Source organism: Variovorax paradoxus, assembly GCF_009755665.1.
Lineage (GTDB): Bacteria > Pseudomonadota > Gammaproteobacteria > Burkholderiales > Burkholderiaceae_C > Variovorax > Variovorax paradoxus_G.
Window position 1 is genome coordinate 253,907 of record NZ_CP046622.1, and the last position, 14,280, is coordinate 268,186.

Sequence of the window (14,280 nt, forward strand, 5' to 3'; positions counted from 1 at the left end):
CATACGAGGCGAAGGCTGCTTATAAGAACCACAAGAAACGATCCTTTTCAGCAAGGTCTCCTTTGGATGTTCAGCCCGCGAGCGCTTCGGCGTCAGCGGGCTTTTTTTTGGCCTGAGGGGGAGCGGATGCACAATGCCGGAATCATGTGGACCACCCTCGAAGACAGCCTTTGCGAGCTCGGCGAATCGCCGTTCTGGCACCCGCACGAACGCTCGCTTTATTGGCTCGACATTCCGGGGCGGGCGGTGCTGCGCACGCGCGGGGAAATCGGCACGCCTGGCGCCAAGGTGGAGCGCTGGGCCCTGGCTACGGAGCCCGGCTGCATGGCTCCGGCGCGAAGCGGCGGGCTGGTGATCGCGCTGCGCGACGGCATCTACCGGGCGCGCGAATGGGGCGGTGAACTGATTGCGGTTGCGCGCGTGGAGCACGACGCTCGCGCCATGCGCTTCAACGACGGCAAATGCGATGCGCTGGGCCGCTTCTGGGCCGGCTCGCTCAATGAGGCCAAGGACAAGGCCAATGCCGCGCTCTATTGCTTCGATGCCCGCACCGACACCGGTGTGTCGCCCACGTTGACGCAAATGGCCAACGAGTCCACCACCGGCAACGGGCTCGCGTTCTCGCCCGATGCCCGCACGCTCTACTGGGCCGACACCGCCGCGCACGTGGTGTGTGCGTGGGACTGGGACTCCGAGGCCAATTCGCTTTCACGTGCGCGCGTGTTCCATCAGTTCGAGCCCAAGCCCCAGGGCTGGACCCCTGACTCACCGGTGCGCTACGAAGGCCGCCCGGATGGGGCGACAGTCGATGCCGACGGCCACTATTGGGTTGCGATGTTTGAAGGTGCGCAACTGCTGCGCTTCGCACCGTCCGGCGAAATCGTGGCGTCTGTCGCTGTTCCCGTTCAGTGCCCAACCATGCCCTGTTTTGGCGGCGACGATCTGAAGACGCTTTTCGTCACCAGCGGGCGCAAGGGCCGGCCCGCTGCAGAGATCGAGCGTCTGCCGGCATCGGGCACAGTGATCTCCATGCGCGTCGATGTGCCCGGGTTGCCTGTCAGCTTCTTCGAGGACTGAAGTGGGTCATTCAGGGCGCGCACCCGCCGACGGGGTACCTTTCTCCGCGAATGTCCCCCGGCCTGCGGCCTCCTCCTTTATTTCGCTGCGCAAGGCACCCCATCGACGGGTGCGTGATTCAGAGCAGTTGTTGATCAGCGGTGCACCCGCCCTGGACAGCGGCGCCAACAAAATCCCCCGGAGGTTAGACAAGTGGCCCTCCAGCACATCCCACCCATCCAGTGCCTGCTGACCTTCGAAGCCGTGGCCAGGCTGCGAAACGCCGGAAGAGCTGCAGACGAACTGTGCGTCACGCCCAGCGCCGTGAGCCATCGCATCCGGCAACTCGAATCCCACGTGGGCTTCAAGCTCTTCGGTCGCAGCGACTTCAGCCTTACGGCCGACGGCGCTGCCTACCTTGCCAACGTGCGTACCGGCCTTGCGGCGCTGCAAGCCATGTCCACCGGCAATGCGGCGCAGCAGCGCGCCACCCGTCTGCGCATTGCCGTCACGCCCACCTTCAGCCGCCAGTTCCTCATGCCGCGGCTCGAACTGTTCCGCAACATCTATCCGGACATCGAGCTCGTGCTGCAGGTGTCCATTCCGCTGCTCGACGTGACCGCAGAGCAGGCCGATCTTGAAGTGCGCTACGGCACCGGTGCATACGCCGACTGCGAACACCGGCTCTTGCTCGAAGAAGAAGTGGTGCCCGCCTGCAGCCCGAGTTTCCTCAACGAGTTTGGCCCGTTCAACGGCTTTCGTACCGCGGCCGAAATTGCCAGCGCCCGGCTCATTCGCAGCCCGCTCGAGCCCTGGGGAACCTGGTTCGCGAGCTGCGGCATCGACCAGCCCGAACCGCACGTCGGCTCGCAATTCAACGACCTAGGCTTGGTCTACGACGCGGCCGCCAGCGGCTTTGGCGTGGCACTCGTGCGACTGAAGATGGGCGCCGCATGGTTCGAGTCGGGCCGGCTGGTGCCGCTTTCCGACCGGCCCGTGCCTTCGCCGCACCGCCATACCATCTGCTGGCAGCCCGGCACGCTCGATCGCTGGGAATGCGCCGCCTTTGCCGACTGGCTGGCGCAGAGCCTGCACTGAAGAAAAAAAGCGAAGGCACCGCGCGGCAAAGTTCTCTCAAGCGGGGCGCAAAAAAGCTTCAACCCGGCGGCGCCGCATTTGCGTAGAGTGCGCTACACCACGAGACACATCCGCCCGACAAAAAAGAGGCTTGCCGCATGAACGCGCCGCTTACCCCTGCCCAGCACGATTCGCTGCAGAAAACCGAACGCCAGTCGCAGGTCGTGCGCGCCCTGCAGGCCCACCTGCCAGCGCACGCGCTCATCTGGCACGCCGAGGACACCACGCCCTACGAATGCGACGGCCTCACCGCCTACCGCCAGCGCCCGCTGGTGGTGGCGCTGCCCGAAACCGAAGCCCAGGTGGCCGCCGTACTCAAGACCTGCCACGAGCTTGGCGTGCCCGTGGTGGCGCGCGGCGCCGGCACCGGGCTCTCCGGCGGCGCCATGCCCCATGCGCTGGGCGTTACGCTCTCGCTCGCCAAGTTCAACCGCATCTTGAAGATCGACCCTGTGAGCCGCACGGCGGTGGTGCAGTGCGGCGTGCGCAACCTCGCCATCAGCGAGGCGGCCGCACCTTTCAACCTTTACTACGCGCCCGATCCGTCGAGCCAGATCGCCTGCACCATCGGCGGCAACGTGGCCGAGAACTCGGGCGGCGTGCATTGCCTGAAATACGGCCTCACGCTGCACAACGTGCTGCGTGTGCGCGGCTTCACGGCCGAGGGCGAAGCTATCGAGTTCGGCGGTGAGGCGCTCGATGCACCGGGGCTCGACCTGCTCGCGCTGGTCATCGGCAGCGAAGGAATGCTGGCCGTGACCACCGAGGTCACCGTCAAGCTCGTGCCCAAGCCACAGCTCGCGCGTTGCATCATGGCCAGCTTCGATGACGTTCGCAAAGCCGGCGACGCGGTGGCCGCGGTGATCGCCGCCGGCATCATTCCCGCGGGACTCGAAATGATGGACAAGCCCATGACAGCCGCCGTCGAAGACTTTGTGCGCGCGGGCTACGACCTGGACGCCGCGGCCATTCTGCTGTGCGAATCCGACGGCACGCCCGAAGAGGTGGAAGAAGAAATCGGCCGCATGACGGCCGTGCTGCGCGGCTGTGGCGCCACCGCCATCGCGGTGAGCAACAGCGAAGAAGAGCGCATGAGGTTCTGGAGCGGGCGCAAGAACGCCTTTCCGGCATCTGGCCGCATCAGCCCCGACTACATGTGCCTCGACTCGACCATTCCGCGCAAGCGGCTCGCGGACATCCTGCTTGCCATCCAGCAGATGGAGCAGAAGTACAACCTGCGCTGCTGCAACGTGTTCCACGCGGGTGACGGCAACCTGCATCCGCTGGTGCTGTTCGATGCCAACGACCCTGATGAGCTGCACCGCTGCGAGCTCTTCGGCGCCGACATTCTCGAGACCAGCGTGGCCATGGGCGGCACCGTGTCGGGCGAGCATGGCGTGGGCGTGGAAAAGCTCAACAGCATGTGCGTGCAGTTCACCGCGGCGGAGAACGAGCAGATGTTCGGCGTCAAGCGCGCGTTCGATCCGGCCGGCCTGCTGAACCCCGGCAAGGTGATTCCCACGCTGCAGCGCTGCGCCGAATACGGCAAGCAGGTGGTGCGCGGCGGGCAACTGCCGCACCCCGATCTGCCGCGCTTCTGAAAAAGAACAATAGAGACACATGGATCAAGCCCTCAGCCACATCGTCGAGCGCGTCCGCGCCGCGGCCTCTGACGCCACGCCGCTGCGCATTCGCGGCGGCGGCACCAAAGACTTTCATGGCGAGTTGCTGCAAGGAGAAATCCTCGGCACCAGCGCCCTCGCAGGCATCACGAGCTATGAGCCCAGCGAGCTGGTGGTTACCGTGCGCGCCGGCACGCTGCTCGTCGAACTCGAAGCTGCATTGGCCGAAAAAGGGCAGTGCCTTCCGTTCGAGCCGCCGCATTTCGCAGGCGGCGGCACCGTGGGCGGCATGGTCGCAGCCGGGCTCAGCGGCCCTGCGCGCGCGAGCGTGGGCGCGGTGCGCGACTACGTGCTCGGCGCCACGCTGGTCAACGGCCGCGCCGAGGTGCTGACCTTCGGCGGGCAGGTCATGAAGAACGTGGCCGGCTACGACGTTTCGCGCGTGCTGGCAGGTTCGCTCGGCACGCTGGGCGTGATCGCGGAGGTCAGCCTCAAGGTGCTGCCCGTCGCGCCCGCCGAAGCCACGCTGGCGTTCGCTTGCAGCCAGGCGGATGCGCTGCGCCTGCTCAACGAGTGGGGCGGCCGGCCGCTGCCGCTGAACGCGAGCTGCTGGGTCGAGCAAACCGGTGCGGGCACCTTGTACCTGCGCCTGCGTGGCGCGGTCGCGGCGGTGGAAGCCGCTTGCACGCACCTGGGCGGCGAGCGGCAAGACAACGCTACTGCCGCGGCCAATTGGCAATTGCTGCGCGACCATCAGCACCCCTGGTTTGCCGGCGATGAAGGTTCCACTGCGCTCTGGCGCCTGTCGGTGCCGCAGACCGCGCCGGTGCTCGCCATGGACGGCAGCGCGCCGCTCGTCGAGTGGCACGGCGCGCAGCGCTGGTACAAGGCGGCGCCCGACCAAGCCGCGCACATCCGCGGCATTGCGCATGCAGCGGGAGGGCACGCCACGCTTTTCCGGCTGCCTGCTTCCGGTGCAACGGATGCAGCAATTCCCCGCTTCGATGCCATGAGTGCCCCGGTCGCCCGCATCCATCGCGCGTTGATGCAGGAGTTCGACCCGCATCGCATCTTCAACCGCGGCCGGCTCCTCGCAGCCGAATAAAAAAACAACCGACACCTTTTCCGCGATGCAAACCGAACTCGCCCCCGAATTCCGCGGCACCGACGAAGGCCGCGAGGCCGAAGCCATTCTGCGCAAGTGCGTGCACTGCGGCTTCTGCACCGCCACCTGCCCCACCTACCAGCTGCTCGGCGACGAACTCGATGGCCCGCGCGGGCGCATCTACCTGATCAAGCAGGTGCTCGAAGGCAAGGAGCCCACACGCAGCACGCAGCTGCACCTGGACCGCTGCCTCACCTGCCGCAACTGCGAAAGCACCTGCCCGAGCGGCGTTCAGTACGGCCACCTGGTCGACATCGGCCGCAAGATCGTCGACGAGAAGGTGCCGCGGCCCGCCATGGAATCGGCCACGCGCTGGCTGCTGAAGGAAGGCCTGCCGTCGCCGCTTTTCGCGCCCGCAATGAAGCTCGGCCAGGCGGTGCGCGGGCTCTTGCCCGATGCGCTCAAGGCCAAGGTTCCGGCCAGGCAGGACGCAGGCGCCTGGCCCACCGCCACGCACGCGCGCAAGGTGCTCATGCTCGCGGGCTGCGTGCAGCCGTCGATGATGCCCAACATCAACACCGCGACCGCGCGCGTGCTCGACGCGGCGGGCATTCAGACCTTGATCGCCAAGGAGGCCGGCTGCTGCGGCGCCGTGAAGTTCCACCTCAACGACCAGGACGGCGGCAAGGCGCAGATGCGCGCCAACATCGACGCCTGGTGGCCGCAGGTCGAACGCAATGAGGTCGAAGCGATTGTGATGAATGCTTCGGGCTGCGGCGTCACCGTGCGCGAGTACGGCCACATCCTGCAGCACGACCCAGCCTATGCGGCCAAGGCGGCACGCATCAGCCAACTAACACGCGACCTGAGCGAACTGCTGCCCGACCTGGTGCCGGCCCTGAAGGCGCGTGTGCACGCGCCGCAGGGCGTGGTGGCCTACCACCCGCCGTGCACGCTGCAGCACGGGCAGAAGCTGCGCGGCGGGGTCGAGACGCATCTGCGCGCGCTGGGCTTTGACGTGCGCGTGGCCATGAACGAATCGCACCTGTGCTGCGGCTCGGCGGGCACGTATTCGGTGCTGCAACCAGAGCTGGCGTATCCGCTGCGCGACCGCAAGCTCGGCCATCTGCGGCAATTGCAGCCGAGCGTCATCGCTTCGGCCAACATCGGCTGCATCACGCATCTGCAAAGCGGCAGCCAGGAAACGCCCGTGCGCCACTGGGTGGAGCTGCTGGATGCCGCGCTGGCGCCGGCCTGATCGCACACCGAAGAGCGCCCTGGTCCGACTCGCGCACAAGCCGCTTGCGCCGCATCATGGCGGCACCGATTCTTCCAAGGAGCAAGCCTCATGTCTTCCGTTCAAGCTTTCATCGTCCAGACGAACTTGCGGCGCGCCTTGCTGGCCTTTGCCTGCGCACTGGGCGCCGTCGGCGCACAGGCCCAGTCGGCCATGCCGCAGTGGAAGGGGGAGGGCGCAGTGCGCTACGTGTGCGGCGGCATCGGCTCGGACGAATCGAACGCCATGCGCGCGGCCATGAAGGAGCATCCGCTGGCCCTGCTTTTCGCGCGCTCCGACGGCGCCTACCTGGCGGATGTGCAGGTCGACATCAAGGGCACCGGCGGTGCGCCTTCGCTCGCGTTGCGCGCCAGCGGGCCGGTCTGCCTGGTCGATTTGCCCGCAGGCCGCTATACGGTGGATGCCGCCACGGCGGGCGGCAGCGTCCAGAGCCAGTCGGTGACCGTGGGCGGCAGTCCCAAGACGGCCAGCTTCCGGTTCTGACCGGGTTCTTGCTGGGCCTCAGCCCGCCGCCAGCGCCGCCTCGATGTCCGGCGCGAGCGAAGCGGGCGTGTCGAGCGGCGCATAGCGCTTTTGCACCTTGCCGTCGCGCCCCACCAGGAACTTCGTGAAGTTCCACTTGATGGCGGTGCTGCCCAGAAGGCCCGGCTTCTCCTTGGTGAGCCACTGGTAGAGCGGCGCGGCGCCGCTGCCGTTCACGTCGATCTTCTCCATCATCGGAAAACTCACGCCGTAGTTGGTGGTGCAGAAGGCGCCGATTTCCTCGTTGGTGCCCGGGTCTTGCGAGCCGAACTGGTTCGACGGAAAACCGAGCACCACCAGCCCCTTGGCCGCATACTTTTCGTGCAGCGCCTCGAGGCCCGCGAACTGCGGCGTGAAGCCGCACTTGCTGGCCGTGTTCACGATCAGCAGCACCTTGCCGCGGAAGTCCGAGAGCTTCACGCTCTTGCCGTCGATCTGCCTGGCTTCGAAGTCGTAGATGCCGGTCATGCGCTACCTCAGGTGGTGGAAGACGAAAGGCGATCATCGCCCTGTGTCGGCGTTCGCGCAAACGCCGACCACACGGCCGCCAGCACGATCAGCGCACCGCCCACGAGAATTCGCGGGCTCATGTCGGCAGCGCCCAGCGCCACCGACGAGACGCTGGCGAACAGCACCTCCGACAGCATGATCACCGCGGTGGCGCTGGCCGCCAGCCGGGCCGCGCCGTACTGCAGGCAGAAGTTGGCTGCCACGAAGCCCACTCCCAGCAATGCGGCCCAGCCGATCCAGCCCGGCTGCACCGCGAGGGGAGACGCGAACGCACCGAGCAGGGTACCCGTGGCCGCGGCAATGGCGGACACCAGCGCGCAGCCGCAGAACATGGCCAGCGCGCGCGATTCACCAGGGGCGCCGTGCAGGTGGCGCAGCAGGATGTTCGTCACTGCAAAGCTGAAGCCGGCCGCCACGCCCAACCAGTCCGGCAGGCTGGAAGGCACGGGCCAGTCGACACCCGGCGCCTTGAGCACCACCACCACGCCGATAAGCGCCAGCGCCACGCGTGCAAGCGCACCCGCCGTGGGCCGCTCGCCCAGCACGGCCCAACCCAGCAGCACGCTCCACAACGGCATCAGGTAGAAAAGCAGCACCACCCGCACCACGTCGCCCTGCGTGACGGCCCAGTTGAAGCCCAGGTTGGTGAAGCCGGCCGCAAGGCCCAGCGCCACCAGCATCGGAAACGCCGCAAAGCCGCGCCACGCATGCCGGCGAAAGAAGCCCATTGCGAGCGAAATCGCCACGTAGATGAAGCAGGTGGTCCACACCGGGTGCAGCCCATGGCTTTCGATGTGCCGGAACGGGAACCACGAAACGCCCCATACAAAGGCGTTGAAGATCAGTGCGAGCGCTGGCATAGGGCGGAGTTATTCGTGGAACACCGTGGAACCGCCTTCGCCGGGCCACCGGTGTTGCCCCCGGGTGAGGGGTGGCGGAGCGACACGAAGTGCGCGCAGCCTGGGGGAGGTCAATGATGCTTGTCGCTACGGGCGATGGCGAGCAGGTGCTCGACTTCTTCGGGATATTTGCGCAGGTTGTGATGATGCCAGCGCTGGATGATCCACATGCAGCCCGCCACCACCCCGCCGAAGGCGCCGATGGCCGCATAGGCCGACAGGCCCAGCCCGGTGCAGGCGCTGTAGAAGCCGCCGAGCAGCAGGATGCAGGCCTGTTCGTTGAAGTTCTGCACCGCAATGGAGCGGCCGGCGCCCATCAGGTTGTGGCCGCGGTGCTGCAGCAGTGCGTTCATGGGCACCACCAGGAAGCCACCCAGCCCGCCCAGCAGAATGAGGAAAGGCACGGCGATCCACACGTTGCCGATCAGGTTCATGCTGATCACCAGCAGGCCCATGGCAATGCCCATCGGGATCACGCGCGTGGCCATGTCCAGGCGCATGCGCATCGAAGCGACGATGGCGCCCACCGCCATGCCGACGGTCACCACGCCGGTGAGCGCCGTGGCCTGCGTGGTGTTGTAGTTGAGCGCGAGCGAGGCCCAGGCCAGCACGATGTACTTGAGGTTGGCCCCGGCGCCCCAGAAGAGCGTGGTGGTAGCCAGCGAAATCTGTCCCAGCTTGTCGCGCCACAGGCGTGCGTTGCAGTGCCAGAAATCAGGCAGCAGCGCCAGCATGTTGCGCGCGAGCCCGTGCTGCGGAATGGCTCGCAGCGGCCGCATTTCGACGCCGGTGTGCGGAATGCGCGTGTTGAACCAGGCCGCCAGTGCATAGACGAAGATCAGCACCGCAATGGCCGCTTCGGCCGGCGAATCGATGCCAGTGTCGATGAGCGGCATGTCGAAGGACAGCAACTGCGTGGACACCGCGTGCCCCACCAGCGAGCCGCCGAGCACGATGCCCAGCAGGATCGAGGCGATGGTGAGGCCTTCGATCCAACCGTTGGCTTTTACCAACTGCGAAGCCGGCAGCAACTCGGTCAGGATGCCGTACTTGGCCGGCGAATAGGCTGCAGCGCCAAGCCCCACGATCGAATAGGAGAGCAGCGGGTGCGAGCCGAACAGCATCATCAGGCACCCGACCACCTTGATCGCGTTGCTGATGAACATCACCCGCCCCTTGGGCAAGGCGTCGGCAAAGGCGCCCACCAGCGGCGCCAGCACCACGTAGAAGACGGCGAAGATCGGCACCAGGGCCGCGCGTTGCCATTCGGCTGCTCCCGAGCTGCGCATGAGCTCGACAGCCACGACAAAGATCGCGTTGTCGGCCAGCGACGAAAAGAACTGGGCCGACATGATCGTGTAGAAACCGCGCTTCATCGATGGGCTGGCTGGCCAGTGGGGTGCTGGCAGTAGTGAGAAAGTGTCGCGTCTTTTTGGCGAATGGGCGGTTATAGCATGGGGGTACGACCGCGAAATCAGCGTTGCCACCCTGGACGTTTCTCCCCGGGAAGATGCTAAAACCCATCTATTCACCAATCGACGTCTCCCATGCCGCGTCCCATCCTTGCCACCGTCCACACCGCCGCACTTCGCCACAACCTCGACCGCGTGCGCCGCGCCGCGGTCGATGCCCGCGTCTGGGCCGTGGTCAAAGCCAATGCCTATGGCCACGGCATCGAGCGGGTGTATGAGGGCCTTCGCGGCGCCGACGGCTTTGCGCTGCTCGACCTGGCCGAAGCCGAGCGGGTGCGCGCACTCGGCTGGCGCGGCCCCGTGCTGCTGCTCGAAGGCGTGTTCGACGCACGCGACCTGGAACTGTGCTCGCGCCTCGACCTCTGGCACACGGTGCACTGCGACGAGCAGATCGACATGCTCGCGGCCCACAAGACGCTCAAGCCGCAGCGTGTGTTCCTCAAGATGAATTCCGGCATGAACCGCCTGGGCTTCGCGCCCGAGCGCTTCGGCTCGGCCTGGACGCGCCTCAACGCGCTGCCGCAGGTGGACGAGATTTCGCTGATGACGCATTTCAGCGACGCCGACGGCCCGCGCGGCATTGCGCACCAGCTCGAAGCGTTCGAGCGTGTCACGCGCGACCTGCCGGGCGAGCGCTCCATTGCGAACAGCGCCGCCACCTTGCGCCATGCTTCGCAGACCCGCGGCGACTGGGTGCGCCCGGGCATCGTGCTGTATGGCAGCGCGCCCGACTTTCCGCAGCACGACACCGCGCACTGGCAGCTGCAGCCCACCATGACGCTCGCGACCAGGCTCATCGGCGTGCAGCAGCTGAAGGCGGGCGACACCATCGGCTACGGCTCCAACTTCACGGCCGACGGACCGCTCACCATCGGCGTGGCGGCGGTCGGTTACGCCGACGGCTATCCGCGCCACTGCAACACCGGCACGCCAGTGCTGGTGAACGGCGTGCGCACCCGCATGGTGGGCCGCGTGAGCATGGACATGATCACTGTCGACCTCACTCCCGTGCCCGACGCGAAGTTCGGCGCCGAGGTCACGCTGTGGGGCCGCTCGGCCGCAACCGGTGCCGTGCTGCCCATCGACGAGGTCGCGCAGGCGGCCGGCACCGTCGGCTACGAACTCATGTGCGCGGTGGCGCCGCGCGTTCCATTCGCTCCCGCCGACGAATGAAGGTTCTCTCCGACTGGCGCTCGGTGCGCCTGTGGGAAACGCGGCTCGAGCGCGACCTTCATCGCAGCTACAGCCTGCGCACGCACGGCATCCTGATCGGCACCTTCACACTGCTGCTGATGTGGGGTGTGTCGGCGTTGCAGATGCATGTGTTCGATGTGCAGTCCCTGGCGGTGCGCTATTTCCTCACGCTGGGCGTGGGCTACCTCGGCTACCTGCTGGTGCTGCGCTGGTGGGCCAAGCGGCTGGTCGAGCGCCGCAGTGCCGACCTGGACGTCGATGTGCCCGACGTCGACCTGGGCGGCGGATCGCAGCAATACCCATCCACCACGGGCACCGCCGACGAGGGCGGCGTGCTTTCCGATGCGGCCAGCGGCGCGCTCGAGGTCGCGGGCAGTGCCGACGAAGGCGCCATCATCGTGGTGCCCGTGGTCGCCATTTTCCTGATCTGCGTGGCCGTTGTGCTCGGCGCCGGGTCCCTTGTGCTGCTTTACTTCAGCTGGGACGCCCTGCTGGCCGTGGCCATCGAAGTGGCGTTCTCGTACGTGTCGGCCCGCGCCGCGGTGCGCGTGGCGCGCGAGGGCTGGTTGATGGCGGCCGTGCGGCTGACCTGGAAGCCGCTGCTCGGGGCGGTGGTCTGCGCCGTCGCCCTCGGCGCCGTGCTCGACCACTTCATGCCCCAGGTCAACTCCTTGCCCGAGGCCGTGCGGACCCTGCTCTGAAGAAGCACTGAGTGCGTTTCCGGCTGCAGTCGCCTGTCGCGCTGCGCACACACGCGTGAATTTTTCACGGCGCGCACCTGTCGGGCGCCCTTCCGGCCAAGGACAATTCCGGCCGGAGGAAGAACTGTTCACATGACTTTTAAAAAACAACTGCACGCCGCTTTCACCTGCGGCATGGTGCTGGCCATCAGCGGGTTTTCGGTGCATGCCGCCGAGCCGGAAGCATCGGTATCGGCAACCCCATCCGCGACGACTACCGCTGACGCCCCAGCCACCCCGCCGCTGTCACCGGTCGCTCCGGCTGCACAGGAGGCTGCGGCCCCGCAAACCCGGCTGCGCTTCACTCGCGGCGTCTACAAGCCCGGCATCGAACGGCTTCGCGTGGTTCGGCGCGAAAACACGGGCAATCACGTCGCGACACAGGTCGCGCTGAACGTGGCAACGACCTTGATCGCGGGCAGGCTCGCCATTGGCGCACAGAGTTTTTCGAAGGACGACCTGGGCGGCGTGACGCTGGAAGAACTGAAGGACGATCCCTTGGCCGTCAACCCGGCCATGACCGAGCTGAACGATGCCTTGAGCAAGGTCGCCACCGGCATCTATCGCAAGCGCGCTGAAGCGGCGTATGCAACGGCCCTGACGGATGGCTCGACGCCAGAGGAAATCGAAGAAGCGCGAAAGGTCCAGAAAGAAGCCGACACGCCCCTGAACTCGGGGCCGTGGCACCTTGTCTACGAGAACCTGGCGGGCACGGACGAACTGTTCCGACTGAAGTTCGGCGCCGAGCTGGGCCGCCCGGGCTTCATGCGCCCACCGCTCGAGTGCTTCTATCAATCGGAGCCCGTGGCTTGGACGCAATGGAAGGCGGACAACTGGCAGCGGCTGCGCGAGGAGCGCGCGAAGGCGGTGGCCAGCTGCACCGAGACACTGGCGGCCGCGCCCGAGAAGCGGTGGTAAGCCGGGCAGCCGAGCTCAGTACAGCCCGAGCTGCCGCATCCGCAGCCGCGCCAATCCCAGCAGCGCATCGGTGAACGGGGTGGCAACCGCCGTCAGTTCACCCAGTTCTCGCACGACGGTCACCAGCGCATCCAGTTCCACCGACCGCCCGGCCTCCACGTCCTGCAGCATCGAGGTCTTGAACGCGCCGAGCTTCATCGTCACCGCATGCCGGTCTTCGGGGCTCTGCGTGATCTCGATGCCAATGCGGCGGCCGATTTCCTTGGCTTCGAGCATCACGGCGGAGATGAAGCCGCGCACGTAGTCGTCGCCCATGATCAGGTCGGTGGTGGTGCCCGTCAGCGCGCTGATGGGGTTCACTGTCATGTTGCCCCAGAGCTTGAACCACACGTCCTTCTGGATCTGCGGCGACAGCGTGGCGTCGAAGCCGCCGTTCTTGAGCAATTCGACCAGCTTCTTCACGCGCGGCGTGGCTTCGCCCGAGGGTTCGCCCACGATCAGCCCGTTGCCGAAGTGATGCCGCACCACGCCCGGCGCATCGAGCGAGCAGCTCGCGTGCACCACGCAGCCGATCACGTTGCGCGCCGGAATGGCCTTGGCAATTGCGCCGTCAGGGTCGACGGCTGCCAGGCGATGGCCCGTGATGGCCCCGCCGAATCCGCCCTCGAGAAACCACCAGGGCACGCCGTTCATCGCCACCAGCACGATGGTGTCGGGCCCGATCAGCGGGCCGATGCGCTCGGCCACGCCGGCCAGCGCGGGCGCCTTCACGGCGATGATCACGAGGTCTTGCGTGCCGAGCGATTCCGGGTCGGCCACCGCATTGACCGGCACGCGCGTGCGCACGTCGCCGCGCATCAATGAGAGGCCGCCCTGCTGCAGTGCCTCGAGCGTAGCGCCGCGCGCCACCACGTTGAGCCGTTCGCCGGCCTGCGCGAGACCGGCGCCGATCCATCCGCCGATTGCGCCGGCGCCGTAGATGCAAATCTTCATGAAAAGGGTGGCCTCAGTTCTTGTAGCTCGGGTCGATGCGGTCGACCTGGCGCACCAGCGCATCGAACACGTCTTGCCCGGCGCCGTGCTCGGGGCTGAACTGCAGCGCATCGCGCGTGCAGCGCTCGGCGATTTCCTCGCTCACCGGAATGGCGGCGCCCATCGAAAAGGTTGCCATCTGCACTTCGCAGGCGCGCTGCAAGGTCCACAGGATGGCGAAGGTCTGCGGCAGGGTCTGGCCCCAGGCCAGCAGCCCATGGTTGCGCAGGATCACCGCGTTGCGGTTGCCGATGCTCTTGAGGAGGCGCGGGCCTTCGTCGGCGTGAATGGTGATGCCCTCGAAGTCGTGGTAGGCCACCATGCCGTGCAGCTGGGCGGTATAGAAATTGGTCTGCTGCAGTCCGCCCTGCAGGCAGGCCACGGCCACGCCGGCGGTAGTGTGGGTGTGCATTACGCAATGGGCGCCGGGCAGGCCATCATGAATGGCGGCGTGCACCGTGAAGCCTGCCGGGTTGACCGGATAGGTCGAGCCGTCGAGCACCTTGCCCTGCAGGTCGATCTTCACCAGGTTGCTGGCCGTGACCTCGCTGTAATGCAGCCCGAAGGGGTTGATGAGGAACTGCTTCTCTCCACCCGTCACGCTGTCGGGCAGCCGCAGCGTGATGTGGTTGTAGATCATCTCGGTCCAGCCCAGCATCGCGAAGACGCGATAGCAGGCCGCAAGCTGTTCGCGCGCGGCGCGCTCGTCCGGGTGGATCGAGGGATGGACCAGCGCCGACGGCGCCGCGGGGGTGGAGAGTGTGTTCATTGCAGTT

General features: G+C 66.7%; 14 protein-coding genes. 9 read left to right on the top strand and 5 right to left on the bottom strand.

The features are described from left to right. Positions 1–144 precede the first annotated feature (144 nt). From GOQ09_RS01150 to GOQ09_RS01175, 6 genes are all read left to right on the top strand, one after another. Positions 145–1,077 (top strand): SMP-30/gluconolactonase/LRE family protein, encoded by a 933-nt coding sequence (locus GOQ09_RS01150; RefSeq protein ID WP_157611358.1) that lies wholly within the window; start codon positions 145–147, stop codon positions 1,075–1,077. A 192-nt stretch (positions 1,078–1,269) separates the two neighbouring features. After that, entirely contained in the window at positions 1,270–2,154 is an 885-nt protein-coding gene (locus GOQ09_RS01155) for a LysR substrate-binding domain-containing protein (RefSeq protein WP_157611360.1), read from the top strand. A gap of 137 nt (positions 2,155–2,291) precedes the next feature. Then, positions 2,292–3,794: an FAD-linked oxidase C-terminal domain-containing protein gene (locus GOQ09_RS01160; RefSeq protein WP_157611362.1), complete on the top strand. Its 1,503-nt coding sequence runs from the start codon at positions 2,292–2,294 to the stop codon at positions 3,792–3,794. A 19-nt stretch (positions 3,795–3,813) separates the two neighbouring features. Beyond that, entirely contained in the window at positions 3,814–4,920 is a 1,107-nt protein-coding gene (gene glcE / locus GOQ09_RS01165; protein ID WP_157611365.1) for a glycolate oxidase subunit GlcE, read from the top strand. A 25-nt stretch (positions 4,921–4,945) separates the two neighbouring features. Beyond that, the gene (gene glcF / locus GOQ09_RS01170) at positions 4,946–6,178 is read left to right on the top strand and encodes a glycolate oxidase subunit GlcF (RefSeq protein ID WP_157611366.1); all 1,233 of its coding nucleotides are present in this window, start codon (positions 4,946–4,948) and stop codon (positions 6,176–6,178) included. A 90-nt stretch (positions 6,179–6,268) separates the two neighbouring features. Beyond that, positions 6,269–6,700 (top strand): carboxypeptidase regulatory-like domain-containing protein, encoded by a 432-nt coding sequence (locus GOQ09_RS01175; RefSeq protein ID WP_157611369.1) that lies wholly within the window; start codon positions 6,269–6,271, stop codon positions 6,698–6,700. 18 nt (positions 6,701–6,718) lie between these two features. On the opposite strand, the gene GOQ09_RS01180 is transcribed toward GOQ09_RS01175, so the two are convergent. The 3 genes from GOQ09_RS01180 to lplT all read right to left on the bottom strand — a co-directional run bounded on the left by GOQ09_RS01180 (position 6,719) and on the right by lplT (position 9,524). Further along, a complete protein-coding gene (locus tag GOQ09_RS01180) occupies positions 6,719–7,207 on the bottom strand; it encodes a glutathione peroxidase (protein WP_157611371.1) in 489 nt (162 codons plus the stop codon). A gap of 8 nt (positions 7,208–7,215) precedes the next feature. After that, entirely contained in the window at positions 7,216–8,109 is an 894-nt protein-coding gene (locus GOQ09_RS01185) for a DMT family transporter (protein ID WP_157611373.1), read from the bottom strand. Positions 8,110–8,219: 110 nt separating this feature from the next. Continuing rightward, entirely contained in the window at positions 8,220–9,524 is a 1,305-nt protein-coding gene (gene lplT / locus GOQ09_RS01190) for a lysophospholipid transporter LplT (RefSeq protein WP_157611375.1), read from the bottom strand. 171 nt (positions 9,525–9,695) lie between these two features. Here lplT and alr point away from each other — a divergent pair, with 171 nt between their 5' ends. From alr to GOQ09_RS01205, 3 genes are all read left to right on the top strand, one after another. Further along, complete coding sequence (alr, locus tag GOQ09_RS01195; protein ID WP_157611377.1) at positions 9,696–10,793, top strand: alanine racemase; 1,098 nt, start codon at positions 9,696–9,698, stop codon at positions 10,791–10,793. Beyond that, positions 10,790–11,515, top strand: coding sequence for a hypothetical protein (locus GOQ09_RS01200; RefSeq protein WP_157611379.1), 726 nt, complete (start codon positions 10,790–10,792; stop codon positions 11,513–11,515). The genes alr and GOQ09_RS01200 overlap by 4 nt, the downstream gene beginning before the upstream one ends. A gap of 132 nt (positions 11,516–11,647) precedes the next feature. Next, a complete protein-coding gene (locus GOQ09_RS01205; RefSeq protein WP_157611381.1) occupies positions 11,648–12,472 on the top strand; it encodes a hypothetical protein in 825 nt (274 codons plus the stop codon). A 15-nt stretch (positions 12,473–12,487) separates the two neighbouring features. On the opposite strand, the gene GOQ09_RS01210 is transcribed toward GOQ09_RS01205, so the two are convergent. Together GOQ09_RS01210 and GOQ09_RS01215 are read right to left on the bottom strand one after the other, a co-directional pair. Then, on the bottom strand, positions 12,488–13,465 hold the full coding sequence (locus GOQ09_RS01210) for a 2-dehydropantoate 2-reductase (protein WP_157611383.1): 978 nt from the start codon (positions 13,463–13,465) through the stop codon (positions 12,488–12,490). A 13-nt stretch (positions 13,466–13,478) separates the two neighbouring features. After that, positions 13,479–14,273, bottom strand: a complete 795-nt coding sequence (locus tag GOQ09_RS01215) for a class II aldolase/adducin family protein (RefSeq protein WP_157611385.1) — start codon at positions 14,271–14,273, stop codon at positions 13,479–13,481. Between the last annotated feature and the right edge of the window lie 7 nt (positions 14,274–14,280).

What these genes read in the sequence shown, in the direction of transcription:
- GOQ09_RS01150 (WP_157611358.1), top strand. Translation starts at nt 145, where the DNA reads ATGTGGACCACCCTCGAAGACAGCCTTTGCGAGCTCGGCGAATCGCCG.
- GOQ09_RS01160 (WP_157611362.1), top strand. Translation starts at nt 2,292, where the DNA reads ATGAACGCGCCGCTTACCCCTGCCCAGCACGATTCGCTGCAGAAAACC.
- glcE (WP_157611365.1), top strand. Translation starts at nt 3,814, where the DNA reads ATGGATCAAGCCCTCAGCCACATCGTCGAGCGCGTCCGCGCCGCGGCC.
- glcF (WP_157611366.1), top strand. Translation starts at nt 4,946, where the DNA reads ATGCAAACCGAACTCGCCCCCGAATTCCGCGGCACCGACGAAGGCCGC.
- GOQ09_RS01175 (WP_157611369.1), top strand. Translation starts at nt 6,269, where the DNA reads ATGTCTTCCGTTCAAGCTTTCATCGTCCAGACGAACTTGCGGCGCGCC.
- GOQ09_RS01180 (WP_157611371.1), bottom strand. Translation starts at nt 7,207, where the DNA reads ATGACCGGCATCTACGACTTCGAAGCCAGGCAGATCGACGGCAAGAGC.
- GOQ09_RS01185 (WP_157611373.1), bottom strand. Translation starts at nt 8,109, where the DNA reads ATGCCAGCGCTCGCACTGATCTTCAACGCCTTTGTATGGGGCGTTTCG.
- lplT (WP_157611375.1), bottom strand. Translation starts at nt 9,524, where the DNA reads ATGAAGCGCGGTTTCTACACGATCATGTCGGCCCAGTTCTTTTCGTCG.
- alr (WP_157611377.1), top strand. Translation starts at nt 9,696, where the DNA reads ATGCCGCGTCCCATCCTTGCCACCGTCCACACCGCCGCACTTCGCCAC.
- GOQ09_RS01200 (WP_157611379.1), top strand. Translation starts at nt 10,790, where the DNA reads ATGAAGGTTCTCTCCGACTGGCGCTCGGTGCGCCTGTGGGAAACGCGG.
- GOQ09_RS01205 (WP_157611381.1), top strand. Translation starts at nt 11,648, where the DNA reads ATGACTTTTAAAAAACAACTGCACGCCGCTTTCACCTGCGGCATGGTG.
- GOQ09_RS01210 (WP_157611383.1), bottom strand. Translation starts at nt 13,465, where the DNA reads ATGAAGATTTGCATCTACGGCGCCGGCGCAATCGGCGGATGGATCGGC.
- GOQ09_RS01215 (WP_157611385.1), bottom strand. Translation starts at nt 14,273, where the DNA reads ATGAACACACTCTCCACCCCCGCGGCGCCGTCGGCGCTGGTCCATCCC.